21 protein-coding genes, 1 tRNA gene and 1 pseudogene are annotated in these 20,703 nt (G+C 69.7%); 13 read left to right on the top strand and 10 right to left on the bottom strand.

The window, feature by feature from the left end:
- Together NYZ98_RS36385 and NYZ98_RS36390 are read left to right on the top strand one after the other, a co-directional pair.
- Positions 1–726 (top strand): annotated as a pseudogene (locus NYZ98_RS36385) (phospholipid carrier-dependent glycosyltransferase); the annotation flags it as partial.
- A gap of 120 nt (positions 727–846) precedes the next feature.
- Positions 847–2,247 (top strand): hypothetical protein, encoded by a 1,401-nt coding sequence (locus NYZ98_RS36390; protein WP_262848980.1) that lies wholly within the window; start codon positions 847–849, stop codon positions 2,245–2,247.
- Positions 2,248–2,265: 18 nt separating this feature from the next.
- Here the strand turns inward: NYZ98_RS36390 and NYZ98_RS36395 are convergent, their stop codons facing one another.
- Together NYZ98_RS36395 and NYZ98_RS36400 are read right to left on the bottom strand one after the other, a co-directional pair.
- Complete coding sequence (locus NYZ98_RS36395) at positions 2,266–3,798, bottom strand: sugar ABC transporter ATP-binding protein (RefSeq protein ID WP_262848982.1); 1,533 nt, start codon at positions 3,796–3,798, stop codon at positions 2,266–2,268.
- A gap of 204 nt (positions 3,799–4,002) precedes the next feature.
- On the bottom strand, positions 4,003–4,812 hold the full coding sequence (locus NYZ98_RS36400; protein WP_262848984.1) for a DeoR/GlpR family DNA-binding transcription regulator: 810 nt from the start codon (positions 4,810–4,812) through the stop codon (positions 4,003–4,005).
- A 293-nt stretch (positions 4,813–5,105) separates the two neighbouring features.
- Between NYZ98_RS36400 and NYZ98_RS36405 the strand changes: the two genes are divergently transcribed.
- The 4 genes from NYZ98_RS36405 to NYZ98_RS36420 all read left to right on the top strand — a co-directional run bounded on the left by NYZ98_RS36405 (position 5,106) and on the right by NYZ98_RS36420 (position 9,944).
- Positions 5,106–6,185 (top strand): ABC transporter substrate-binding protein, encoded by a 1,080-nt coding sequence (locus tag NYZ98_RS36405; RefSeq protein ID WP_262848987.1) that lies wholly within the window; start codon positions 5,106–5,108, stop codon positions 6,183–6,185.
- A gap of 62 nt (positions 6,186–6,247) precedes the next feature.
- A complete protein-coding gene (locus NYZ98_RS36410) occupies positions 6,248–7,846 on the top strand; it encodes a sugar ABC transporter ATP-binding protein (RefSeq protein ID WP_262848989.1) in 1,599 nt (532 codons plus the stop codon).
- Entirely contained in the window at positions 7,839–8,807 is a 969-nt protein-coding gene (locus NYZ98_RS36415; RefSeq protein ID WP_262848991.1) for an ABC transporter permease, read from the top strand. The genes NYZ98_RS36410 and NYZ98_RS36415 overlap by 8 nt, the downstream gene beginning before the upstream one ends.
- 120 nt (positions 8,808–8,927) lie before the next feature.
- Positions 8,928–9,944: an ABC transporter permease gene (locus NYZ98_RS36420; RefSeq protein ID WP_262848993.1), complete on the top strand. Its 1,017-nt coding sequence runs from the start codon at positions 8,928–8,930 to the stop codon at positions 9,942–9,944.
- A 142-nt stretch (positions 9,945–10,086) separates the two neighbouring features.
- Here NYZ98_RS36420 and NYZ98_RS36425 read toward each other — a convergent pair whose 3' ends face one another.
- Together NYZ98_RS36425 and NYZ98_RS36430 are read right to left on the bottom strand one after the other, a co-directional pair.
- Positions 10,087–10,350: a hypothetical protein gene (locus tag NYZ98_RS36425; protein ID WP_262848995.1), complete on the bottom strand. Its 264-nt coding sequence runs from the start codon at positions 10,348–10,350 to the stop codon at positions 10,087–10,089.
- A 319-nt stretch (positions 10,351–10,669) separates the two neighbouring features.
- A complete protein-coding gene (locus tag NYZ98_RS36430; RefSeq protein ID WP_262848997.1) occupies positions 10,670–11,314 on the bottom strand; it encodes a hypothetical protein in 645 nt (214 codons plus the stop codon).
- A gap of 359 nt (positions 11,315–11,673) precedes the next feature.
- On the opposite strand from NYZ98_RS36430, the gene NYZ98_RS36435 reads away from it, so the two are divergent.
- Positions 11,674–12,051: a TraR/DksA family transcriptional regulator gene (locus NYZ98_RS36435; protein WP_262849000.1), complete on the top strand. Its 378-nt coding sequence runs from the start codon at positions 11,674–11,676 to the stop codon at positions 12,049–12,051.
- A gap of 91 nt (positions 12,052–12,142) precedes the next feature.
- Positions 12,143–12,216 (top strand) — tRNA-Ala (locus tag NYZ98_RS36440).
- Between the two features lie 131 nt (positions 12,217–12,347).
- Here NYZ98_RS36440 and NYZ98_RS36445 read toward each other — a convergent pair.
- Genes NYZ98_RS36445 through NYZ98_RS36455 form a run of 3 tightly spaced genes read right to left on the bottom strand, consistent with a single transcriptional unit; the run spans position 12,348 to position 14,471 of the window.
- Complete coding sequence (locus NYZ98_RS36445) at positions 12,348–12,527, bottom strand: hypothetical protein (protein ID WP_262849003.1); 180 nt, start codon at positions 12,525–12,527, stop codon at positions 12,348–12,350.
- Positions 12,528–12,549: 22 nt separating this feature from the next.
- The gene (locus NYZ98_RS36450) at positions 12,550–13,209 is read right to left on the bottom strand and encodes a response regulator (protein ID WP_262849004.1); all 660 of its coding nucleotides are present in this window, start codon (positions 13,207–13,209) and stop codon (positions 12,550–12,552) included.
- Positions 13,197–14,471, bottom strand: coding sequence for a sensor histidine kinase (locus tag NYZ98_RS36455; RefSeq protein ID WP_262849006.1), 1,275 nt, complete (start codon positions 14,469–14,471; stop codon positions 13,197–13,199). Before NYZ98_RS36455 ends, NYZ98_RS36450 begins: the two co-directional genes overlap by 13 nt.
- 174 nt (positions 14,472–14,645) lie before the next feature.
- Between NYZ98_RS36455 and NYZ98_RS36460 the strand changes: the two genes are divergently transcribed.
- On the top strand, positions 14,646–14,876 hold the full coding sequence (locus NYZ98_RS36460) for a hypothetical protein (protein ID WP_262849008.1): 231 nt from the start codon (positions 14,646–14,648) through the stop codon (positions 14,874–14,876).
- Positions 14,877–15,004: 128 nt separating this feature from the next.
- On the opposite strand, the gene NYZ98_RS36465 is transcribed toward NYZ98_RS36460, so the two are convergent.
- Both NYZ98_RS36465 and NYZ98_RS36470 read right to left on the bottom strand, forming a co-directional pair.
- A complete protein-coding gene (locus NYZ98_RS36465; protein WP_262849010.1) occupies positions 15,005–15,919 on the bottom strand; it encodes a TIGR03619 family F420-dependent LLM class oxidoreductase in 915 nt (304 codons plus the stop codon).
- Positions 15,920–16,123: 204 nt separating this feature from the next.
- On the bottom strand, positions 16,124–17,290 hold the full coding sequence (locus tag NYZ98_RS36470) for an epoxide hydrolase family protein (RefSeq protein ID WP_262849012.1): 1,167 nt from the start codon (positions 17,288–17,290) through the stop codon (positions 16,124–16,126).
- 61 nt (positions 17,291–17,351) lie between these two features.
- On the opposite strand from NYZ98_RS36470, the gene NYZ98_RS36475 reads away from it, so the two are divergent.
- Complete coding sequence (locus NYZ98_RS36475) at positions 17,352–17,894, top strand: CGNR zinc finger domain-containing protein (protein WP_262849014.1); 543 nt, start codon at positions 17,352–17,354, stop codon at positions 17,892–17,894.
- Positions 17,895–17,941: 47 nt separating this feature from the next.
- Here the strand turns inward: NYZ98_RS36475 and NYZ98_RS36480 are convergent, their stop codons facing one another.
- Positions 17,942–18,469 (bottom strand): CGNR zinc finger domain-containing protein, encoded by a 528-nt coding sequence (locus NYZ98_RS36480; RefSeq protein ID WP_262849016.1) that lies wholly within the window; start codon positions 18,467–18,469, stop codon positions 17,942–17,944.
- Between the two features lie 26 nt (positions 18,470–18,495).
- Between NYZ98_RS36480 and NYZ98_RS36485 the strand changes: the two genes are divergently transcribed.
- The 3 genes from NYZ98_RS36485 to NYZ98_RS36495 all read left to right on the top strand — a co-directional run bounded on the left by NYZ98_RS36485 (position 18,496) and on the right by NYZ98_RS36495 (position 20,673).
- Complete coding sequence (locus NYZ98_RS36485; RefSeq protein ID WP_262849019.1) at positions 18,496–18,960, top strand: GNAT family N-acetyltransferase; 465 nt, start codon at positions 18,496–18,498, stop codon at positions 18,958–18,960.
- The gene (locus NYZ98_RS36490; RefSeq protein ID WP_262849021.1) at positions 18,957–20,120 is read left to right on the top strand and encodes an MFS transporter; all 1,164 of its coding nucleotides are present in this window, start codon (positions 18,957–18,959) and stop codon (positions 20,118–20,120) included. The genes NYZ98_RS36485 and NYZ98_RS36490 overlap by 4 nt, the downstream gene beginning before the upstream one ends.
- A gap of 121 nt (positions 20,121–20,241) precedes the next feature.
- Positions 20,242–20,673, top strand: coding sequence for a hypothetical protein (locus NYZ98_RS36495; protein WP_262849024.1), 432 nt, complete (start codon positions 20,242–20,244; stop codon positions 20,671–20,673).
- Positions 20,674–20,703: the final 30 nt, after the last annotated feature.

Genomic DNA, 20,703 nt, shown 5'->3' on the forward strand with positions numbered 1-20,703 from the left:
GTGCCGACGGCTTTGGCCGCGATGGGTCTGGTGCCGGCGGTGGCGTACATGGCGTCGTGGACCGGGTGGTTCGCCTCGGCCTACGGATACGGCCGAAACTGGGCCCAGGCCACCTCAAGCGGCTGGGTCTACTTCATCTTCGACTCGCTGCGGTCCTGGTGGAACTACCAGTGGATGGTCCTGAGCTTCCACACGGGCCTGGACTCCACCCACCCCTACCAGTCGCAGCCCTGGCAGTGGCCGCTGCTGCTGCGGCCCGTCGCCTTCTTCTACGAGAGCCCCGGCGGCTGCGGGGCCGCGAAGTGCTCCCAGGCCGTGCTCGGGGTGGGGACGCCGGTGATCTGGTACGGGGCGGTGATCGCCCTGATCGCGCTGATCGCCTGGTACGTCGCCACCCGCGACTGGCGGGCCGGCGCGGTCCTGCTGGCCTACGCCGTGGGATGGCTGCCCTGGTTCTACTACGCCATCGCCGACCACCGCACCATGTTCCTGTTCTACGTCGCCCCCATGCTCCCCTTCATGATCCTCGCCCTCACCCTGGCCGCCGGACTCCTCATCGGACCCGCCGACGCCGAACCCATGAGGCGGATCATCGGAGCCTCGCTTTCGGGTGCCTTCCTGCTCGTAACACTGATTAACTTCTGGTGGCTGTACCCCGTTATCGCCGCCGAGATCATTCCCTACGACGATTGGCACCGGCGCATGCTGCTGGACCGCTGGATATGACCCGCCGACCGGTACAACCCAGCCCTTCTGCCCTTTCTGGCCTTACAGGTAGGTGACGTGGAAATCGTCCGTGGTGGTGGTCGTCGTCAGGGCCCAGGCCTATACGGCAGACTGCGGGGCATGCCTGCACCCGACGTTGCCGCGCTCCTCACCGAGCTGGAGCGCTCCGATCCGGACGTCGCCGACGACGCCAGGATCGCCGTCGAGTGGCTGACCGGCGCCGAGCCACTCGAAACGATCACTCAGCTCGATGTGTGCGAGTTCCTCTGGTTCACCCTGCCCCTGAAGGTGACCGGCGACCACGGCGACATCGCCCGCGCGCTGGGCAGGCTGCTGCGCCTCGGCGGCATGGACCGCTACGCCGCCCTGTGCGTGTCCCCGGCCACGGCCCAGATCCTGCGCGCCTACGCCCGCGAGGGCGAGGAGGCCGGCACGGCGGCCTACCAGCGCGCCCTCAGCGCCACCGGCGTGCTCCCGCCCGACGTGCCGGAACTGCTCTGGAGCTCGATCATGGGGCCGGAGGAGTTAGGCGCCCACCTCGCCTGCTCGGCCGCCCTGGAGCTCGCCATCGTGTCCGGCGAGCTCGACCCCGCGGCCGGCACCTGGAAACCCCGCGCCGAGGCGCTGACCCGCCGCTGGCTCACCGCCCCCCGCACCGAACTGGGCGGCGACAACTGGCTCAACCGGGTGCACGGCGAGCGGCTCAACCGCTGGGTGCTCGGCCGGGGCGCGGCCCGCCGCGAGCTGGCCCAGCCCTTCGAGGTCCGCCTCCACGCCCCTGTCCCCGCCCCCGACGGCGCCCATTTCGACGCCCTGCGCTGGCTGCTCACGGCCGCCTCCCGCCCCGAGGGCCTGCCCCTCACCCAGCGGCACAACATCGCCCGCGCCTTTGTCGTCGAGGCGGCCGAGCGGTTCGGCTGGGAGATGACCGCCGCGCGCAGCGAGCACGGCACGGCCGCCCTGCGCACCCTGCGCCGCATCGCCGAGCACGAGATGCAGGCCGTGCGCCGCATCGGCCGGCGGCTCCTGATCACCCCGGCGGGCGGCAGGCTGCTCGCCGACCCGGCCGCCATGTGGCAGGCCGTGTCCGCCGCGCTGCTGACACCGGCGACGGGCGAGCGGGAGATGGAGATGTCGGTCCGCGAGGTCGGGCTGATGATCATGAGCGACGGCCGGGAGCTGCCGTGCGAGTCGCTCGCCGAGCGCATCACCGAAGTCGTCGTGGGCGAGGGCTGGCGCACCGCCACCCCCGCCGACGTGGCCCGTCCCCTGGTGGAGCTGCGCCACCGCCTGGAGGCGCTCGACCTGTGCGCCTCCCCCGCGCAGATCACCTCCCCCGACGGGTCCACCGGGTCCACGGCCTCGGGTGCCGTGTCCGCGGGTTCCCCGGGGGGTGGGCGCTCCGGCGCCGCTTCCCGCGAGCCCGCGCCGGCGACGCTGACGCCGGTCGGCCGGGCCGCCGCGCTCGCCGCCCTGCGCGGCCAGGCCCTCCGCCCCCGCCAGTACGTCGCCCTCTCCTGAGCTGTCCTGAGAGGCGGGTCAGGTCTCGGCGGGGCCTAGGGCGGGTGCCGCGATGGCCGACATGATGTTGTCCTCGGTCACGTCATGGCCGGTGAGCTCGCGGGCGACCGTCCCGTCCCGCAGGACCACGACGCGGTCGCAGTTCTCCACCAGCTCGCCCACGTCCGAGGAGATCAGCAGCACCGCGAGGCCGTCGACCGCCAGCTCGTCGATGAGCGACCGCATCTCCGCCCTGCTGGGGACGTCGACGCCGTGGCTGGGCTCGTCCAGGAGCAGCACCTTCGGGTTCATCGCGAGCCAGCGGGCCAGCAGCACCTTCTGCTGGTTGCCGCCCGACAGCTCCCCGGCCCGCTGGCCCGGCGACACCGCCTTGATGCGCAGCCGCCGCATGAAGGTGGCCACGATCCGGTCGACGCGGGCGTCCGACACGATCCCGGCCCGTGACAGGCGGGGGAGCGCCGCCAGCGCGATGTTGTCCCGCACCGACAGGCTGGGGATGATCCCCTCGGTCCTGCGGTTCTCCGGGACCAGCCCGATGCCGGCCCGGATGGCGCTCCTGATCGACCACTTGCCGAGCGGGGCGCCCGCGACGGTCACCTGCCCGGCGTCCAGGGGCTCCACCCCGGCGATGGCCCGCGCCGTCTCGCTGCGCCCGGCGCCGAGCAGGCCGCCGAGGCCGACGACCTCTCCGGGGCGCAGGGCGATGGAGATGTCGGCCAGGACGTGGCGCCGGCTGAGGCCGGTGGCCTCCAGGATCGGCAGGTCGGCGGGCTCGTCGGCCGGGCCGCCTGCCTGCGCGGGGCCGCTCGGCGGGTTGAACGGCATGCCCAGCATGAGCGAGACGAGCCTGAAGCGGTCCAGGCCGGACATCGGGCCGGTGTGCACGACCCTGCCGTCCCGCAGGACCGTGACCCGGTCGCAGACGCGGTAGAGCTCCTCCAACCGGTGGCTCACGTAGATCACCGAACGGCCGCCGTCCCTGAGCCCGTCGATCACGCGGAAGAGCGTCTCGACCTCGCCGGGTTCCATCGAGGACGTGGGCTCGTCCATGATCACGACCTTGGCCCCGGCGGAGACGGCGCGCGCGAGGGCGACCAGCTGCTGCGTGCCGGCGGGCAGCGCCGCCACCGGCCGGCGCACGTCGGCGCGCACGCCGTACCCGGCGAGGATCTCCTCGGCGTCCGCGTGCATCCGGGTGAAGTCGATGAGCCCGAGGCGCCCGCGCGGCTCCCGGCCGAGGAAGATGTTGCGGGCCACGCTCATCTGGGGAGCGAGGTTGCCCTTCTGGTAGATCGTCGAGATCCCCGCGCGCAGCGCCTGGAGCGGGCCGGCGAACCTCACGGGCTCACCGAGGTGGCGGACCTCTCCCCCGTCCGGCTGGTACACGCCGGAGAACACCTTGACCAGAGTGGACTTCCCCGCGCCGTTGCCGCCGACGAGCGCGTGGACCTCCCCCTCGGCGACGGCCACCGACACGTGGTCGAGCGCGCGGACGCCGGGGAAGCTCTTCAGAACGCCGGCGGCCTGGAGGACCACGCTGCTACCTGTCACAAGCTTCCTCCCCGGACGACCTGGCTCGGCGAGAGGAGACACCTCGGTGAGACCGATGGTGATCGGGGAATGACACATTCTCGTAACAGAAGGAAACTTATCGGATCACGGACGATCAAAACCAGTCACGCCTCGCCACGACCCTGCCAGGCCGCACACCGTACGCTCCCGGACGGTCCGGCGGGACGACGCGGGCCGGACGGGTCAGCCCAGCCGGGCGACATGGAGCCGTACGCCCCGGCCGGTCAGCTCGTCGAGGACGTCACGGGGCGCGCCGTCGTCGGTGACCAGGTGGTCGATCTGCTCGGTCGCCACCGTCTGCACCATCGTGTCGATGCCGATCTTGGTGTGGTCGGCCAGCACGACGACCTCCTCCGCCGCCGCCGCGAGGGCGCGGTCCACGCTCGCGACCTGCAGGTTCGGCGTGGAGAGCCCGCGTTCCGCCGACAGCCCGTTGCCCGAGATGAACGCCCGCCGCACGCGCAGCCCGGCGAGCGACCGCTCGGCCGCGCTGCCGACGAGCGCGTGGATGGAGCCGCGCAGGGTGCCGCCGGTGAGGACCACCTCGACGCGGGGGGAGCCGGCGAGCGCCTGGGCGACCAGCAGCGAGTTCGTCACGACGGCCAGTTCGGTGTTCCTGCTGAGCCTGCGGGCGAACTCCTGGGTGGTCGTGCCGGGCCCGACCACGATGGCGTCGCCGTCCTCGACCAGCGAGGCGGCGAGGTCGGCGATCACGCTCTTCTCGATGGAGGCGACCTGGGACTTCTGTGAGTGCGTCGGCTCGCGCGACAGCTCGCCGGGCAGCGTCGCGCCGCCGTGGTGGCGGTTGAGCAGGCCTTCGGCCTCAAGGGCCCGCAGGTCACGGCGCACCGTGACCTCCGACGACCGCACCGCCTGGGCCAGCTCCCTCAGCGAGACCGCGCCGTTGACGCGGACCAGCTCGATGATGCGCTGCCGTCGCTCGGCGGCGAACACAGGCCGGCGGACCTCACCCGATCCCCCGGTGTCGCCCACGGCTCCCACCTTGTCATCCGTGCCGCCCGTATAACACTTGTCCGATTCTGATCATAGTCGGCCCGCCGACACCGCCGCGAGCCGTACGGCGAGGGCCTGGGTCACCGCCGATCGTGACCGAGTTAGAGCGTTTGTGATCGGAACTCTTGACTGTTTTGGTCCATTGATGCTTATTTTGGGGCAGCATCCATCCAGACCCGCTCGATTTCGCGACATCCGATTCTGCGCGCAAGACGTCGGCCGCTCGAAGGGCGTCGCCGCGTACGGCACACCCCCCAGGGGAAGGAAAGCTCATGACCATGGAGCCCGGCCGTCACACCCGCACAGCCGCCATCGCCCTGGCCGTGGTCCTCGCGGCCGCCGGCTGCGCGAAGTCGGAGGAGACCACGGCCGCACCGGCCGCGAGCGACACCCAGGGACGGCAGGTGGTGCAGACGCCCACCGGCGACGCCGGTCCCACCTGCACGCTCGCCAAGTTCGGCGGCACGAAGTTCGACCTCAAGGCGGCGACGGTGGGCTTCTCCCAGTCGGAGAAGGAGGCCAACCCCTTCCGCATCGCCGAAACCAGGTCGATCAAGGACGAGGCCGCCAAGCTCGGCATTCAGAAGCTCAGGGTGACCAACGCGCAGTCCCAGTTCTCCAAGCAGATCACCGACGTGCAGCAACTGATCGCTCAGGGCGCCCAGCTCCTGGTCATCGCCCCGCTGAACTCCGACGGCTGGGAGCCGGTGCTCCAGCAGGCGTCCGCCAAGAAGATCCCGATCATCACGGTCGACCGGAAGATCAACGCCACGTCCTGCGGCGACTACCTGACCTTCATCGGCTCCAACTTCTACGAGCAGGGCAGGCGCGCGGCCGACCAGATGATCAAGGCGCTGGACGGCAAGGGCAAGGTCGCGATCCTGCTCGGGGCGCCGGGCAACAACGTGACCACAGAGCGCACCAACGGCTTCAAGGAGCAGGTGCGGAAGCAGGCGCCCGGCATCGAGATCTCGTTCGAGCAGACCGGCGAGTTCGCCCGGGAGAAGGGCCAGCAGGTCACCGAGCAGCTCATCCAGTCCAACCCGGACATCAACGGGATCTACGCGGAGAACGACGAGATGGCGCTCGGCGCGGTGACCGCGCTCAAGGGCGCGGGCAAGGAGGCCGGGGACATCAAGATCGTGTCGGTGGACGGCACCCGGAGCGCCGTTCAGGGCATCGTCGACGGCTGGCTGTATTCCGTGATCGAATCCAACCCGAGGTTCGGCCCGCTCGCATTCGAGACCGCCCAGAAGTTCCTGGACGGCCAGGCGATCCCCGACAAGGTGATCATCTCCGACCGGGAGTACGCCGGGGACACCGCCAAGGCGGGCCTGGACGAGGCGTACTGACCCAGGCCGGCGCGGGCGGCACGCGCCGCTCGTACCGGGAACCGACGTGAAGGGGGAGGTCAGTGGGCGCGTCCGAGGAGCCCGTGCTGGAAGCCAGGCAGGTCACCAAACGCTTTCCCGGCGTCGTGGCGCTGGACGGGGTGTCGTTCGCCGTGCTCCCGGGCGAGGTGCACGCCCTGGTCGGCGAGAACGGGGCCGGGAAGTCGACCCTGATCAAGGTCTTCACGGGCGTCTACCGGCCGGACGGCGGCGAGCTGCGCTACCAGGGGGAACGCGTCGCCTTCGGCACGCCCCTTGAGGCCCAGAGGTCCGGCATCTCGACGATCTATCAGGAGGTCAACCTCGTCCCGATGATGAGCGTGGCCCGCAACCTGCTGCTCGGACGCGAGCCCCGCAACCGGCTGGGGGTGATCGACGCCACCCGCATGTACGCCGAGGCCGAGGCCCTGCTCGCCGGGTACGGGGTGCGGACGGACGTACGCCGTCCCCTGCGCACGCTCGGCATGGGCGCCCAGCAGATGGTCGCCCTGGCCAGGGCCATCTCGGTCGACGCACGCGTCGTGATCATGGACGAACCCACCTCGTCGCTGGAACCGCGCGAGGTGGAGACCCTGTTCGGGGTGATCAGGCGGCTCCGCGACGACGGGATCGCCGTGGTCTACGTCAGCCACCGGCTCGACGAGCTGTACCAGGTCTGCGACCGGGTGACCGTCCTGCGGGACGGCCGCCTGGCGCACACCGGGCCGATGGCCGGCCTGGACCGGCTCCGGCTCATCTCCCTCATGCTCGGCCGCGCCCTCGACGAGGTCAGGACGAGCGGCGCCACCCGGTTCTCCCGCGACCACGACGCCGAAGCCACCGGCGCGCCCGTCATGGAGGCGCGGTCCCTCACCAGCAGGCACGTGCTCCGGGACGTGTCGGTCAGCGTGCGGCCCGGCGAGGTCGTCGGCCTCGGCGGGCTGCTCGGCGCCGGGCGCAGCGAGACCGCCAAGGCGATCCTCGGGGCACTGCCGCTCGACTCCGGTGTGGTGCTCGTCGCCGGGCTGCCGCTGCGGCGCGGCTCCACGACCACCGCGATCCGGGCCGGCGTCAGCCTGCTCCCCGAGGACCGCAAGGCCGAGGGCATCATCCCCAACCTTTCGGTGCGCGAGAACATCGTCCTGGCCTCGCTCTCCCGCCTCGCGCGCGGCGGCGTCGTGTCGGACGCGCGGGTCGACGAGGTGGTCGACGCCTTCATCCGCAAGCTCCGGATCAAGGCCTCCTCGCCGCACCAGAAGGTCTCCGAGCTGTCCGGCGGCAACCAGCAGAAGGTCCTGCTGGCCCGGTGGCTCGCCGTACGCCCCAAGGTGCTGCTGCTGGACGAGCCCACCCGGGGCATCGACGTGGGCGCCAAGGCCGAGGTCCAGGCCCTGATCGACGAACTGGCGGACGAGGGCCTCGGCGTCCTGCTGATCTCCTCCGACCTGGAGGAACTGGCCGAGGGCTCCGACCGCATCATCGTCCTGCGCGAGGGCGCCGTCGTGGCCGAACTCTCCGGCGCCGACGTCACCGAGCAGGGCATCATGACCTCCATAGCCCACCACTCCCCCACCTCCGGCCCCTTGGCCGTGGAACCGGTCACACGGGCGGACCACTCCTCGAAAGCGGAATCCCATGACTGACACCACGACCGCGGCGCCGGCCACGCGCGTGGACCGGACGCGCCTGTTCGCCTGGCTCCAGGAGTACGGGGTGTACGCCGCCGTACTGACCCTCCTGGTGCTCAACGTGCTCTTCACCCCCCGCTTCCTGGACGTCGCCAACTTCCGCACCCAGCTCGTCCAGGTCACCCCCATCGTGATCGTCTCGCTGGGGATGGCGCTGGTGATCGGCACACAGGGGATCGACCTGTCGGTCGGGTCGGTGATGGCGCTGTCGGCGGCCATGGTCGTGCTCTACCTCGGGTACGGCGTCCTGCCCGCCCTCATCGTGGCGCTCGTCGCGGGCGCCGCCGTCGGAGCGGCCGGCGGCTCGCTGGTCGCCTACGTGGGTGTGCAGCCGATCGTCGCCACGCTCGCGCTGCTCGTCGGCGTGCGCGGCCTGGCCAACGTGCTCGTGCCGCAGCTCATGGAGTTCCGCAACCCGGACCTGATCGCGCTCGGCAGCAGCTCCGTCGCCGGAGTGCCGATCATCGTGGTCATCGCGGCGGCCCTGACCCTGCTCATGGCCTTCCTCGTCCGCCGGACCACGTTCGGCCGGCAGGTGGTCGCGATCGGCGGCAACCGCACGGCGAGCGAGCTGTCCGGCCTGCCGGTGAAACGCGTCCTGATGACGGTCTACATGATCTCCGGGGCGCTGGCCGCGCTCGCGGGGGTACTGGCCACGGCCCGCCTGCAGGCCAGCGACCCCACCTCGCTCGGCCTGTTCATCGAACTCTCCGCGATCACGGCCGTGGTGGTCGGCGGCACCCCGCTGGCCGGCGGGCGCATCAGGGTCCTCAGCACCGTCATGGGAGCCCTGCTGATGCAACTCCTCTCCGCCACCCTGATCAAGCACAACCTCCCCCAGTCCTGGACCCAGATGGTCCAGGCGGTCATCATCCTCACCGCCGTCTACGTCACCCGAGAACGCGGCCCCCGATGACCCCACCCCCCGGGTGCGCACGTCCTCCCTCACGCGGCCGCCCGGCGATCCGCCCCGACGCGAGCGGAGTGGCCCCAACATGATCGACTCCGATGCCGACCCCTCCCTGGAGCGTGGAGCATGATGACCGACTCCGAGGTGCTGCCGGCGCACGACGCCCCCGCCGCCCGGACGGCGGCCGCGGCGCGGCGCGAGCACGTGGGCCGGCTGCTGCAGCACCACGGTGCCCTGATCGTCCTCGCCGTCCTCGTCGTCGTCGGCAGCGTCGCCTTCGACTTCTTCGCCACACCGGAGAACGCGGCGAGCGTCGTGGTCTCCTCCTCGTTCCTCGCCATCATCGCCCTCGGCATGACCTTCGTGATCATCAGCGGTGGCATCGACCTGTCCGTCGGCTCGCTCTTCGTCCTCGGCGGCGTCCTCGCGGCGTACGGCTCGCAGGCGGGGGTCGTGGTGGCGCTGCTGCTCCCCCTGGCGGTCTGCGGGACGTTCGGGCTGGTCCAAGGCCTGATCATCGCCCGCACCGGCATGGCCCCGTTCATCGTGACCCTCGCCGGCCTGCTCGGCGTCCGCGGCCTGATGCTCGCCCTCTCGAACGAGGGCGCGACGACCTACCTGGTCAAGAACCCGGCCTTCGCCGCGCTCGGCCAAGGAGAACTGTTCGGTCTCACGTACCCGGTCTACATCGCCGCCGCGCTCGCCCTGCTGTGCATGCTCCTGCTGCAGCGGACCGGCTTCGGGCAGAACGTCTTCGCCATCGGCGGCAACGAGCACGCCGCGACCCTGATGGGCGTCCCGGTCGTCCGGACCAAGGTGCTGGTGTACCTGATGTCCGGCCTGCTCGCCGGGCTCGCGGGCGCGCTGAACGCGGCCCGGCTCTCCTCGGGGGTCACCATCCTCGGCATCGGCCTCGAACTGGACGTGATCGCGGCGGTCGTCATCGGCGGCACCCTGCTCACCGGCGGCGCGGGCAGCGTGACCGGCACGGTCTCCGGGGTGCTGCTGCTCGGGGTGATCCAGAGCCTCATCAACCAGATCGGCGACCTGACCTCGTCCTTCCAGCAGGTGGTCAGCGGCGGCTTCCTCGCCCTCGTGGTGATCGCCCAACGCCTCCTCAGCAAGGCCCAACGCCTGAACTGACCTGGCACCGGCCTCGTCCACCGGCCTCGTCGCAGGGGCGCACGAGCACCTGGTACACAAAACGACGAACCATCTCCTGTCACACAGGTCGTCCGCGCACCTCCCGGCGCACGGACGACCATAACGAACAGGGGATATCTCCTCAGACTCCGGCGGTCATGCGGCCACCCATGCGACGGCCCATCCGATCCTGCTGGCGTCGGTCCTCTTCGGTGCGGCCGGTCATGATCTCCTCGCGCGTCTCCTCGATCTTGAGGGCGACGCCCATCGCGAAGAAGGTCGGTGCCCACTCGCCGACGAACAGACCCCAGCGGTCGGCGCGGGCGATGTCGCCCTCGTATTCCTTGGACAGGATCCACGAAACGAACGACGCGCCGACGGAAATGATCCCGGCCGTGTACATCATGCCGGACCGGATTCCCATTCGGTGGAGTGACCTGATCATGTGCCCCCCTTGATAACGGCGTGTTGACGCTACCTTCCTACCCCTTCGCCATGGCTCGCAACGATAAGCGTGGATAACGAGATATAAGGCACTTTCCTATAAATGTCCCCCGCTTACCCAGAACGCCATTCCCTATTCCCGACACCGACCCATGACCCCACAAAGCCCGTACAGCGGCCGACCAGACGTGGCACACACCCCGCCGTCGGACGTTGGCACACACCTGGGCGCCAGACGTTGGTGCACCGACCCGGGCGGACGTTGGCGCACACCCGGCCGGCTAGATGTTCACCCTGAACACGGCGAGCGACTCCAGTTCCTCGAAGACGCCGTCCTCGACCTGGTTGCGGGCCGACACCGACGTGACGCCGAAGTCGACGGGGACCAGGACCAGGTAGAGATGCCAGTCGAGCCCCCTGGACCCGCTGTCCGCCGGGTTGAGCGAGAGCGCCGACCAGCAGTGCGCCTCCTCATCGACCTGCAGTTCCTGCACGTAGTAGTAGTGACCGTCGCCCGGACGGTGCTCGGGACCGGCGTCACGCGAGCCGGGGTCCGCACGCGCGATGACGGCGATGCGCCGCCCCTCGTCGATGTCCCCCCGGTACGTCCCGGCCAGGTCGATGCGCGGCCGGTCGCCCGCCTCGTCGACCGAGTACGAGATCTCGGGGAACGTGATGGTGTCACTCATCTGGTGCACGTTCGCCCTGGAGGGCAGCGGCTCGCAGGACCGTTCGGCGGCCTCCTCGGGGGAGGCGCCGGAGACGGCCGGATCCGACGGCGGCGGGGCCGGCTGGGTCGTGGCGGAGTAGCCGATCGCGGACGCGATGAGCACCACGGCCGTGCCCACGAGAGCCGGCACCATGATCCTGCGCCATCCGGGCCGCTTCCCGTCCCCATCGCCGTTCCCGTTGCCGACTGTCGCCACCCAGACCTCCGACGGACCAAACGCGTGCCGGCGTTTCACTTCACGAATATCGGCGCCTCCAGCGGGCACCGGGTTAACTACTCTGGCACGCCACGAAGTCTCCTTCAGCGATTATCGAGGAAACGCCGGAAACGGCAAAGAAGAGTCCCCTCGTCTCCTACTAAAGAAACCCTCTCCCGCGTTTCCCCATCCAGAACACCGGGAACCGACCCCACACACCAGAAACACCCCACCCCATCCCGAGCGGCCACCCCAAACTGGCACAAGGAGTGCACACCGACGCCCGACAGACCTCCCACACCCCCGTCTGACGATGCCCTGCAGACCTCCCACCACCCCGCCTAAGGAGGGCACCACCAATGCCCGACAGACCTCCCACCGCCCTGTCTACGGCCGAGGAGACGACCATGCGCGACCTCCTCGGCGCGGACCGCGAGCTGACCATGGCCCGGATCACCGCCCTGACCCGCGACTGGGATGACATGGTCGAATCATCCTCATTGGTGGCGACCGACGACGAGCACGACCCCGAAGGCTCCTCGACCGCCTTCGAACGGGCCCACGTCCAGTCCTTGCTCGACCAGGCCCGCACCCACCTCACCGACCTCGACCGCGCCCTCGACCGCCTCCACGCCGGCACCTACGGCGTATGCGAGGGCTGCGGCCACCCCATCCCCCTCGACCGCCTCAAAGCCCGCCCCGCCACGACAACCTGCATAACCTGCGCCACCCACTGACCAACGGGCCCCCATCCCGGGCCCCGGACCAACCCCGGCCCACCAGTGGCGCGGGCAGTGGCCAAAGTTTGCTAATCTGGTCGAGTCCCACGGGGCTGTAGCGCAGTCCGGTAGCGCACTTCGTTCGCATCGAAGGGGTCAGGGGTTCGAATCCCCTCAGCTCCACCCAGGTCAAAGGCCACTTCCATCATCGGAAGTGGCCTTTCTGATCTCCGTACAACGCCCTCGTACAGCGCGTCTTCCGCGACCTCGCGAGCGGCATCCTGCTCCGCCACCGGCAACGTGGTTGTCAGCGATCATCGCCTCCTCAGGTCCGCCACACCGGTGGTGTAGTTGCGGGTCCGCCCCGCGGCGTCACGCGTCGAGGCCAGCGCGGCGGGGAAGGCACCGCTCTTGACCAGGCGTTCCAGGTGTTCCCTTACGATCTCGGAGGTGTGGCCGGGGCCGGTCGCGGCGGTGGCGGAGGCGGCGGTCAATGGTGCCAAGGGTGGACGGCGGTCAGGCTCGGCGGTCGGAGTCCTCGAGGTAGTGCAGGACGGCGGTGACGCGCCGGTCCGCCCGGTCGGTGGGCGCCAGCTCGAGCTTGGCGAAGATGCTGCGAATGTGCTTGTGGACGGCGCCGTCGGTGACGAAGAGCCGTTCGGCGATGGCGGCGTTGCCCAGACCCTCGGCCATCAGGGCCAGCACGTCGCGCTCACGAGGGCTGAGGCGGTCCAGCTGGACGTCGGGCCGGGTGCGTACCAGCAGTTGCGCGACGACATCGGGGTCGATGGCCGTACCTCCGTCCGCCACCCGGTGCAGCGCGCTCAGGAATTCCTGGACTCGCCCGACCCTCTCCTTCAGCAGGTATCCCAGGCCCGAGCTGCCGTGGGCGAGCAGTTCGGTGGCGAACGCCTGCTCGACGTAGGCCGACAGCACGAGCACGGCCAGGCCCGGCTGACGTCGCCGGGCCTCCACCGCCGCGACGATCCCCTCGTCGGTGTGGGTCGGCGGCATGCGGACGTCGACGATGGCGACGTCCGGTTTGTGGGCGTCGATGGCGTCCAGGAAACCGCCGGCATCGGCGGCGGTGGCCACGACGTCGAGTGACTCGGCGCGCAGCAGCAGCGCGAGGCCTTCGCGCAGCAGCGCGTCGTCCTCGGCGATCACGATCCGCATGGCAGGCTCACAGTGAGGGTGGTGGGTCCACCGGGGGGGCTGTCCAGCATGAATGTCCCATCGTGTGCTTCGATACGCCGGCGGATGCCGACCAGACCTGACCCGCCGCGCTCCTCCGCCCCGCCGTGGCCGTCGTCGGTGATCTGGAGGCTGAGCCGGTCATCGTCGCGGCGGACCTTGACGGTGGCGTGCCGGGCCTGGCTGTGCTTGGCGATGTTGGTGAGCGTCTCGGCCGCCACGAAATAGGCCGTGGCCTCGACGGACGCGGCGCACCGTATGGGGATGTCGGCGTCGATCCGGCAGGGCACCGGACACGCCGTGGCCAGGCCGGTGAGGGCGTCGGCGAGGCTCCGGTCGGTCAGCACCGGCGGCAGGATGCTGCGGACGACCCCGCGAAGCTCGGCGAGCGCCTGCTCGGCCGCGTCCTGCGCGCGTCCGAGGATGTCCTCGGCGGTGGCCGGGTCACGCGCCAGCGCGCGGCGCGCCGCGCCGACCAGAACGGTGACCGCCACGATCCGGTTCTGCGTCCCGTCGTGCAGCGACCGTTCGATGCGCCGCAACTCGCTGGCGTGCGCGTCCAGTGCGGCGGCGCGGGTCGCGGTGAGCTGCGCGACACGCAGTGCGAGGTCGGTACCGGGGTCAGGGGCCAGGAGTCGCCGTCCGGGCCATGCCTGCAGCCGCGCCATACCCGGAAGGATCACCATGGCGATGACGAGCCACGCCACACTCAGCAGACCGACTCCGATCGCGCCGTACAGATCCCGCACCGGCCACAGCCCCATGGACATGCTCGCCGCCTCATCCTGCGGCAACGACCACCACCAAAACGGGAATGTAGCGTTACGCACCACGTACATGGGCAGCGTGATCCCGACCACGGAAAGAACCAGCCCGAGGGTGACGTGGGCGCCCACCCAGCCCAGCTCCCGGCGCGTGGCCCGATCGGCGATGGCGGCACGCGGCCCGGACGGCACCGACTCCGGGCTGATCAACTCCGGACCACCCCAGCGTGACAGCCGGGCACGCTCCCGATCGGCGATCGCCCGCAGCCCACGCAGCGTGAAGGGCACCAGCAACAACCCCACACCGACCAGGCAGGTCAGCGCGGTGCCGATCACCAACAGGAGTGCGATCAGTGCCAGGACCACGGTGCCCAGCCCGCTGAAAAGGTGCTCGAGTGCGTCCAGGGTGGCGCGGGCGCGGGCGAGAACGTCCCACCGATCGGCCGTCCCCTGGTCGGCACGGGCCTCACCGGTCGGCATCCGTACCTCCTCGACCAGACCGCAGGACACCCGGATCGTCGTAGATCGCTGACCGGGAGTACAGCAGGCTATACCCCGTTTGTCCTATTGGCGGGATCGCTGCCAGCGGTGATCGTCCGTAAACTTCGATGCATCGCAAACGACCTGTCGATCGCATCGGACAAGGAGCACACCATGGCCGGCATCCACGCCACCGGAGAAACCGCTCAGACGCCGCAGTCCGTCACCCTCCCCAGCGGCAAGGCGCGTCGTGTCCTGTGGTCGGTGGTGGTGATCAGCTCCGTCGTCAACGTGGTCACCTCGGTCACCATCGGCAACCTCCTCATCTCCAACGCCTTCGGCCTGATCGCGCTCGCCGGCATCGCCGCTCTGATCAGCGACCGCTACCGGCACAGGCGCCGATGAGCACCGCCCTTACCAGCGGATTGATCGTTTACATGAGAAAAGCGCCCCTGAGCTGGGAAGATAGGGCTCGTCGAGAGCCCACCCGCTGTGTGCGTCCCTGTGGTGTCCGTCCTGCGGGGGGAAGTTCGTCAGGCGTTTCGTGCACGGGTCAGGATGTGGCCGACCAATTCGAGTGCGTGGTCGATGTCCTGGCCGACTTCCATGAGGTCGACGAACGCGTGCTCCACGGGGGTGTGCCGCTCCGCACCGGTGAGGGCGTCGACGATCTGGTCCACGGTGGCCTCCTCGGTCGGGTAGACGCGAAGGATGAGATCAAGTTGAGCGGGATCGCGGCCGTGTTCCACCGCCCTGCTCCTGAGCTGGTCGACCGGGCCGTTGATCTGGGCGGCGTTGAACTCCCAAGGTGTGCCGTAACCCGGCCTCACCACCGGCAACCAGCCGTCCGCGCGCCGCGCTGCCCGGCCCATCGCCGCCGGGGAGTATCCGCCCAGGTAGATCGGCGGCCGGGGACGCTGGACGGGCTTGAGATCCGCGTACGTCGCCGGAATGGTCCAGTGCCTGCCCTGATATTCGACCGGATTCTGAGACCAGTAAGCGTCCAGGGCGTCCAGGCACTCGTCCAGGCGTGCCCCGCGCTCCGCCATGGGAACGCCGGCGGCGACGTATTCCTCCGGCGACCAGCCCACCCCGAACCCCAGGACCAGTCTGCCGCCGCTGACCAGGTCGATACTGGTCAGGGAACGGGCCAGCAAAGCCGGCGGATACCAGGGGGCGTTGAGGACGTTCGTACCGAGCCGGACTCGCTCGGTGGAGACCGCCGCGATCGACAGAAGGACGAACGGGTCCAGGAGCGCGTGGAAGGCGGCGGGGATGGTGTCGCCGCCGCCGTATCCCACGGTCGGGTCGACCGGGGCCAGCAGCCGGTCGCCCACCCACAGGCTGTCCGCGCCCAGTTGCTCGGCCTGTTGAGCGAATCGCGCGACCTCGCGCGGGTAATGAGCCAGATCTCCCATCTGCGGGAGCGTGAATCCGATGCGCACCATGTTCTCCACTTCGTGCAAGGTTGATCAGCCGGCGAACGGCGCCCCCGCGCGGCACGGGCCGGGCGGGTAACGGTCCGCTCGCGTTCGTTGGTTCCAGGGTCCCAGGGGGGCGCTGCGGCAGGGAGTGGAGGTCCCGTGGACACGCTCGGGAACACGTCGCGAAGTCAAGGATCCCCTGCTCCCGCGTGCGGCCGGTGACAAGTTTTACCCCTCTACCGTCTGCTGGAAGAAGGCGGTGATGTCGCCGGCCAGCAGTTCGGGTTCTTCGTGAGCGGGGAAGTGGCCGCCGCGTGGCAGGTGCGTGTATCGGGTGAGGTGGTACTTGCGTTCCACAAAGCCGCGGGGTGCGACGACGCCGAGGTTGGCGGGGAACAGGGCGAGTGCGGTCGGCACTTCGACGCGTTCGAGCTTGGGCACGAGTCCCTGGCCGCTTTCGTAGTACGGCACGAATGATGTCGAGATCGTGTTGGTGAACCAGTACAGCGAGGCTTGGGTGAGCAGGAAGTCGTCGCTGAACCGGGTGGCGAGATCTCCGTCGCAGTCGCTCCAGGCCCGGTACTTCTCCAGTATCCAGGCGAGCAGGCCCGAGGGGGAGTCGCTCAGTCCTTGGGCCAGGGTGAGCGGGCGGGTGCGCTGCTGGTGGGCGAACGCGCCTTCTTCATAGGCCCAGGCACCGAAAGCGTTCAGATAGGTACGTTCCTCGTCGGTCATTTCGGCGCCGACGTCGGGCGGTGTGCTCACGACGTCCAACAGGTGAATGCCGATGACGGACTCGGGATGGGCCTGGGCCAGCAGGGCGGTGATTCCCGCACCGAGATCGCCGCCGTGGGCGCCATAGCGGGCGAAGCCGAGTTCGTCGTGCATGAGCCGGTGCCAGAGTTCGTGCGTGGGAAGCGTCCCGTCCAGGGCCGGAAGCTGGGAGGAGAAGGTGAATCCGGGGAGGGACGGCACGATGACCGTGAAGGCGTCCTGCGGGTCACCGCCGTACCGTGAGGGTGTCGAGAGCCTTCGTGCCAGTTCGATCAGCTCGTAGAACGTGCTCGGCCAGCCGTTCGTCAGGACCAGGGGCAGGGCTCCTTCGCGCTCGGCGTCGAAGCGCAGGTAGTGCAGGAGCGTGCCGTCGATGTCGGCGAACCGGGAAGGCAGCGCGTTGACGGCGGCCTCGTGCTCGCGCCAGTCGTAGCCGTAGGCCCAGTAGTCGACCAGTCGCCTCAATTCCTCACCGTCGGTGCCCGCCTCCCATCCGGCGACAGGCCACGGCTTCGCCCACCTCGTCCCGCGCAGCCGGGCTCGTAGATCGTCGAGGTCGGCGTCGGGCACCGCCAGCAGGGGGTCGGCATTCGTCCTTAGGATCTTCTGTGAGTTCGACACCTATAAAAGCTATAGCCGGTGTCGAGGGTCGTCAACACCAGTTTTTCGTTACAGTGGTGTCATGACTGGCGCCGTCGTGGATCTGAACGTGGTCGAGCAGTTCCTCAACACGCTCGACGAAAGGTCCTTCAGCTGGCACGGGGAGAAGTTCGTCCCCAGCGACAGGCTCACCTCGGTCGAGGCCCTGTCCGCCTGGCTCGAGGAGCATGGCCTGGCCACCGCGGGGCAGGAAGTGCGCCCATCCGACCTGGCCCCCGCGGTGGCCCTGCGTGACACCCTGCGGGACGCGCTCACCGATGGCACTGACAGCGCGAAAGCCGCGCAGGCGCTCGCCCTGTTTCCCCTGCGCCTGGCACTGGACTCGTCCGGGCAACTGCGCATCGCCGCCGCCAGCGGGGTGGCCGGCCTCGACGCCATCATCGAGACGGTGGCGACGAGCGTGGCCGGCGGCGGCTGGAAGCGCATGAAGCTGTGCTCCTCGGCTGACTGCCGCCGGGCCTTCTACGACACCTCACGCAACGGCAGAGGCCGCTGGTGCAGGATGGAGGTATGCGGCAACAGGCACAAGACCCGCGCCTACCGTCGTCGCCAACAGGGAGAGTGACGGTGCCCTTCGCGCTTCCCGCCGCCTGTCCCGGCGCGGGAAGCAAGTCAGGTGACGTGCGTGGGCCGTCGGGCGCGGTGGCGGCGTACCGCGTCGCGGTTGGCGCAGGGCTGGGAGCAGTAACGCTGACGCGCGGTGCGTGAGGTGTCCGAGAAGATCATCTCGCAACCGGCGGCTGCACACCGTCCGAGCCGGTCCATGCCCCGGCTGACGAGGTGCATCGCCGTGCCCACGGAGATCAGCGCGAACAGCACCGCGCCGAGCGGCTGCAGGTCGTCGCGGTAGTGCAGGTGCCAGCCATGGGCGTGGTCGGTCAGCCGGGGGTAGGCGGCCGACCGGGCCAGCATCTCGTTGACCAGCTCGGCCTTCGCGCGCTCGTCCGTGGCATCGACGACGTTCGTCCAGGCGGCGATGACGGCGAGGGTCTGGTCGAGATCCACCGGTTCGACGGGGCGTTCCAGCACCAGACCGGCCGTGCGGCAACGGTCGGCGAGTTCGCCGGCGCTCGCCGGTGGGCGGTTCGCCAGGTCCGCGGCGAAGTTCACCACGTCCGCGCCGTAAGGGTTGAGGTGCACAAGACCATTACATCATCCTTGACGCCATGCCGCGAACAGCAACAGAGCACGATATTTCGGAACTCGTCCGCCTCAGGGCGCTGCTCTTCGACGACCTCGGCGGAGACTTCTTCACCCCCGCGAACGCCGGCGACGACTGGCGCGACACGCTCGCACGGGTCTCCACGCGGAAGCTGACCGAACCCGACTGCCAGATCCTGGTCGTGGACGGCGACACCGGCCTGGCCGCCTGCGGCATCGGCACGATCGAACAGTGGTTCCCCGGCCCCCACTCCCGCAACGGGCGGATCGGCCACGTCATCGGCATGGTCACCGACCCGTCGTACCGGCGGCGCGGGCACAGCCGGGCGATCATGCTCGGCCTGCTCGACTGGTTCCGCGACCGCGACGCCGTACGGGTCGACCTCACCGCCTCCCACGAGGCGGAACCGCTCTATCGGCAGCTCGGATTCTCCGACCACCCCGATCCCCTACTGTGCTGGAAGCCGTGAACTCATCGCGGTACCGCTGGGTCATTCTGGGTGTCGCGACCTTCACCCAGGCCGCGGCCGCGTTCTTCGTGCAGGGCATCGGCGCGATGAGCGTTCTCCTGCGACGAGACCTGGAGCTGAACACCACCCAACTGGGCCTGCTGCTGTCGGCGGCCCAGCTACTTCCGCTGGCCGGACTCCTCGTGGCGGGACGACTGCTGGACCGCCACGACGAACGCTGGGTCGTCGGGATCGGTGCTCTCGTGGTCGCCGCCGCCCTGGCCGCCGGCAGCGCGGCCCCCGGGTACGTCTCCCTGCTCGTCGTGCTGCTGATCGTCGGCGCGGGGTACAGCACCATTCAGCCGGGCGGCAGCAAATCGGTCGCGTCCTGGTTCGACGCCTCGCAGCGTGGCCTGGCCATGGGCATCCGCCAGGCGGGGCTCCCGCTCGGGGGCGTCTTCGCCGCCTTCGCCCTTCCCGCACTGGCGACGGCCTTCGGGTGGCGGTCGACGCTCGTGGCCGGCTCGCTCGTCGCCCTGTCGGGCGCCGTCGCCTTCATGACCTTCTACCGCCGCCCACCGGACCGACGCCCGATGCCGGCCACGTCCCGTCTGCGGCTGGAACCGCTCCGCGAACCGTACATGAAGAAGATCATCTTGTCCGGTACGAGCATGGTGTCGGTGCACAGCGGCGTGGGCGTCCTCACCGTGCTGTACCTGCACGAGGTGACGTCCATGGACCCCGCCTCGGCGGCGCTGGTCTACGTCGCGGTTCAGTGCGCGGGCGCGCTGGGCCGAATCTGCCTGGCGGCGTGGAGCGACCGCCGCCGATCCGGCCGCTATACCTGCGTCCTGACCTGCCTGGCCGCCGTGATCATCGGGATGACGGTGCTGACGACCCCCATCGGCCGATCCCCCGTCGCGGCCTGCCTGCTCTTCGTCTGGCTCGGCTTCTTCGGAATCGGCTGGTACGGCCCCTGGGTCGCCTACGCCGCCGAATCGGCACCACCGGACCACACCGGCTTCGCCCTCGGCCTGGCCATGGCCGTCAACCAGGTGGCGGTCATCCTGGCGCCCCCCGTGCTCGGCCTGCTCACAGACCTGACCGGCACTTTCACCCCCGCCTGGACCCTGCTCGCCACCCTGACCGCCGCCACCCTGACGACGACGGCCCGGCTGTGACCAGCGGCAACAACTGCGGCCCTCAGACAACGGCCGACGCCTTCACGAACGCCACCACGTCTGCACCATGTCCTCACAAGGGCTGCACGTCGCTCGCATACGTGTCTGCTTTGCTGACGTCATGATCAAATGGAGAGCGCCAGAAGCGCGCGAGATCTACTGGACGTTCGGATGCGGGCTCTCCACGATCATCGCCGTGGCGTGCGCCACATTCGGCACCTTCCTCGACATCTACCTGGTGGCCCACGCGCAGGTCTACTGCCTGGGCGACCTGAGCTCGGGAGAGAACTTCGCCGGCACTTTGTGGTCCCTGAGCCGATTAGTGATCTTTCCGATCGTCTCAGTACTGTCAGCACTTCTCGCGCAGTCATTCCATCTGGTCGCCCGGCTGCCCTGGCCGGCCGGGCGCATATGGTCGAGCCTCATCCTGCTCGCTCTCACCGTCGCCGGTTCCGTCGCCGGACCGGTAGCGATGACCCTGTACGACCTGGCCACAGAGGGCACCCCAGGCGATTGCGTTCTACCGTGGTGGCCCGCATGGCTTCCCTCATGACACAACCCCGCAGCCCGTGAACGGCGGCCA

The sequence above is a fragment of the Sphaerisporangium corydalis genome (assembly GCF_025506355.1).
Taxonomy (GTDB): domain Bacteria; phylum Actinomycetota; class Actinomycetes; order Streptosporangiales; family Streptosporangiaceae; genus Sphaerisporangium; species Sphaerisporangium corydalis.

Excerpts from the sequence above, each read along its gene's own strand:
- NYZ98_RS36390 (WP_262848980.1), top strand. The coding sequence starts at position 847 with ATGCCTGCACCCGACGTTGCCGCGCTCCTCACCGAGCTGGAGCGCTCC.
- NYZ98_RS36405 (WP_262848987.1), top strand. The coding sequence starts at position 5,106 with ATGACCATGGAGCCCGGCCGTCACACCCGCACAGCCGCCATCGCCCTG.
- NYZ98_RS36415 (WP_262848991.1), top strand. The coding sequence starts at position 7,839 with ATGACTGACACCACGACCGCGGCGCCGGCCACGCGCGTGGACCGGACG.
- NYZ98_RS36420 (WP_262848993.1), top strand. The coding sequence starts at position 8,928 with ATGATGACCGACTCCGAGGTGCTGCCGGCGCACGACGCCCCCGCCGCC.
- NYZ98_RS36425 (WP_262848995.1), bottom strand. The coding sequence starts at position 10,350 with ATGATGTACACGGCCGGGATCATTTCCGTCGGCGCGTCGTTCGTTTCG.
- NYZ98_RS36435 (WP_262849000.1), top strand. The coding sequence starts at position 11,674 with ATGCCCGACAGACCTCCCACCGCCCTGTCTACGGCCGAGGAGACGACC.
- NYZ98_RS36450 (WP_262849004.1), bottom strand. The coding sequence starts at position 13,209 with ATGCGGATCGTGATCGCCGAGGACGACGCGCTGCTGCGCGAAGGCCTC.
- NYZ98_RS36455 (WP_262849006.1), bottom strand. The coding sequence starts at position 14,471 with ATGCCGACCGGTGAGGCCCGTGCCGACCAGGGGACGGCCGATCGGTGG.
- NYZ98_RS36460 (WP_262849008.1), top strand. The coding sequence starts at position 14,646 with ATGGCCGGCATCCACGCCACCGGAGAAACCGCTCAGACGCCGCAGTCC.
- NYZ98_RS36465 (WP_262849010.1), bottom strand. The coding sequence starts at position 15,919 with ATGGTGCGCATCGGATTCACGCTCCCGCAGATGGGAGATCTGGCTCAT.
- NYZ98_RS36475 (WP_262849014.1), top strand. The coding sequence starts at position 17,352 with ATGACTGGCGCCGTCGTGGATCTGAACGTGGTCGAGCAGTTCCTCAAC.
- NYZ98_RS36485 (WP_262849019.1), top strand. The coding sequence starts at position 18,496 with ATGCCGCGAACAGCAACAGAGCACGATATTTCGGAACTCGTCCGCCTC.
- NYZ98_RS36495 (WP_262849024.1), top strand. The coding sequence starts at position 20,242 with ATGATCAAATGGAGAGCGCCAGAAGCGCGCGAGATCTACTGGACGTTC.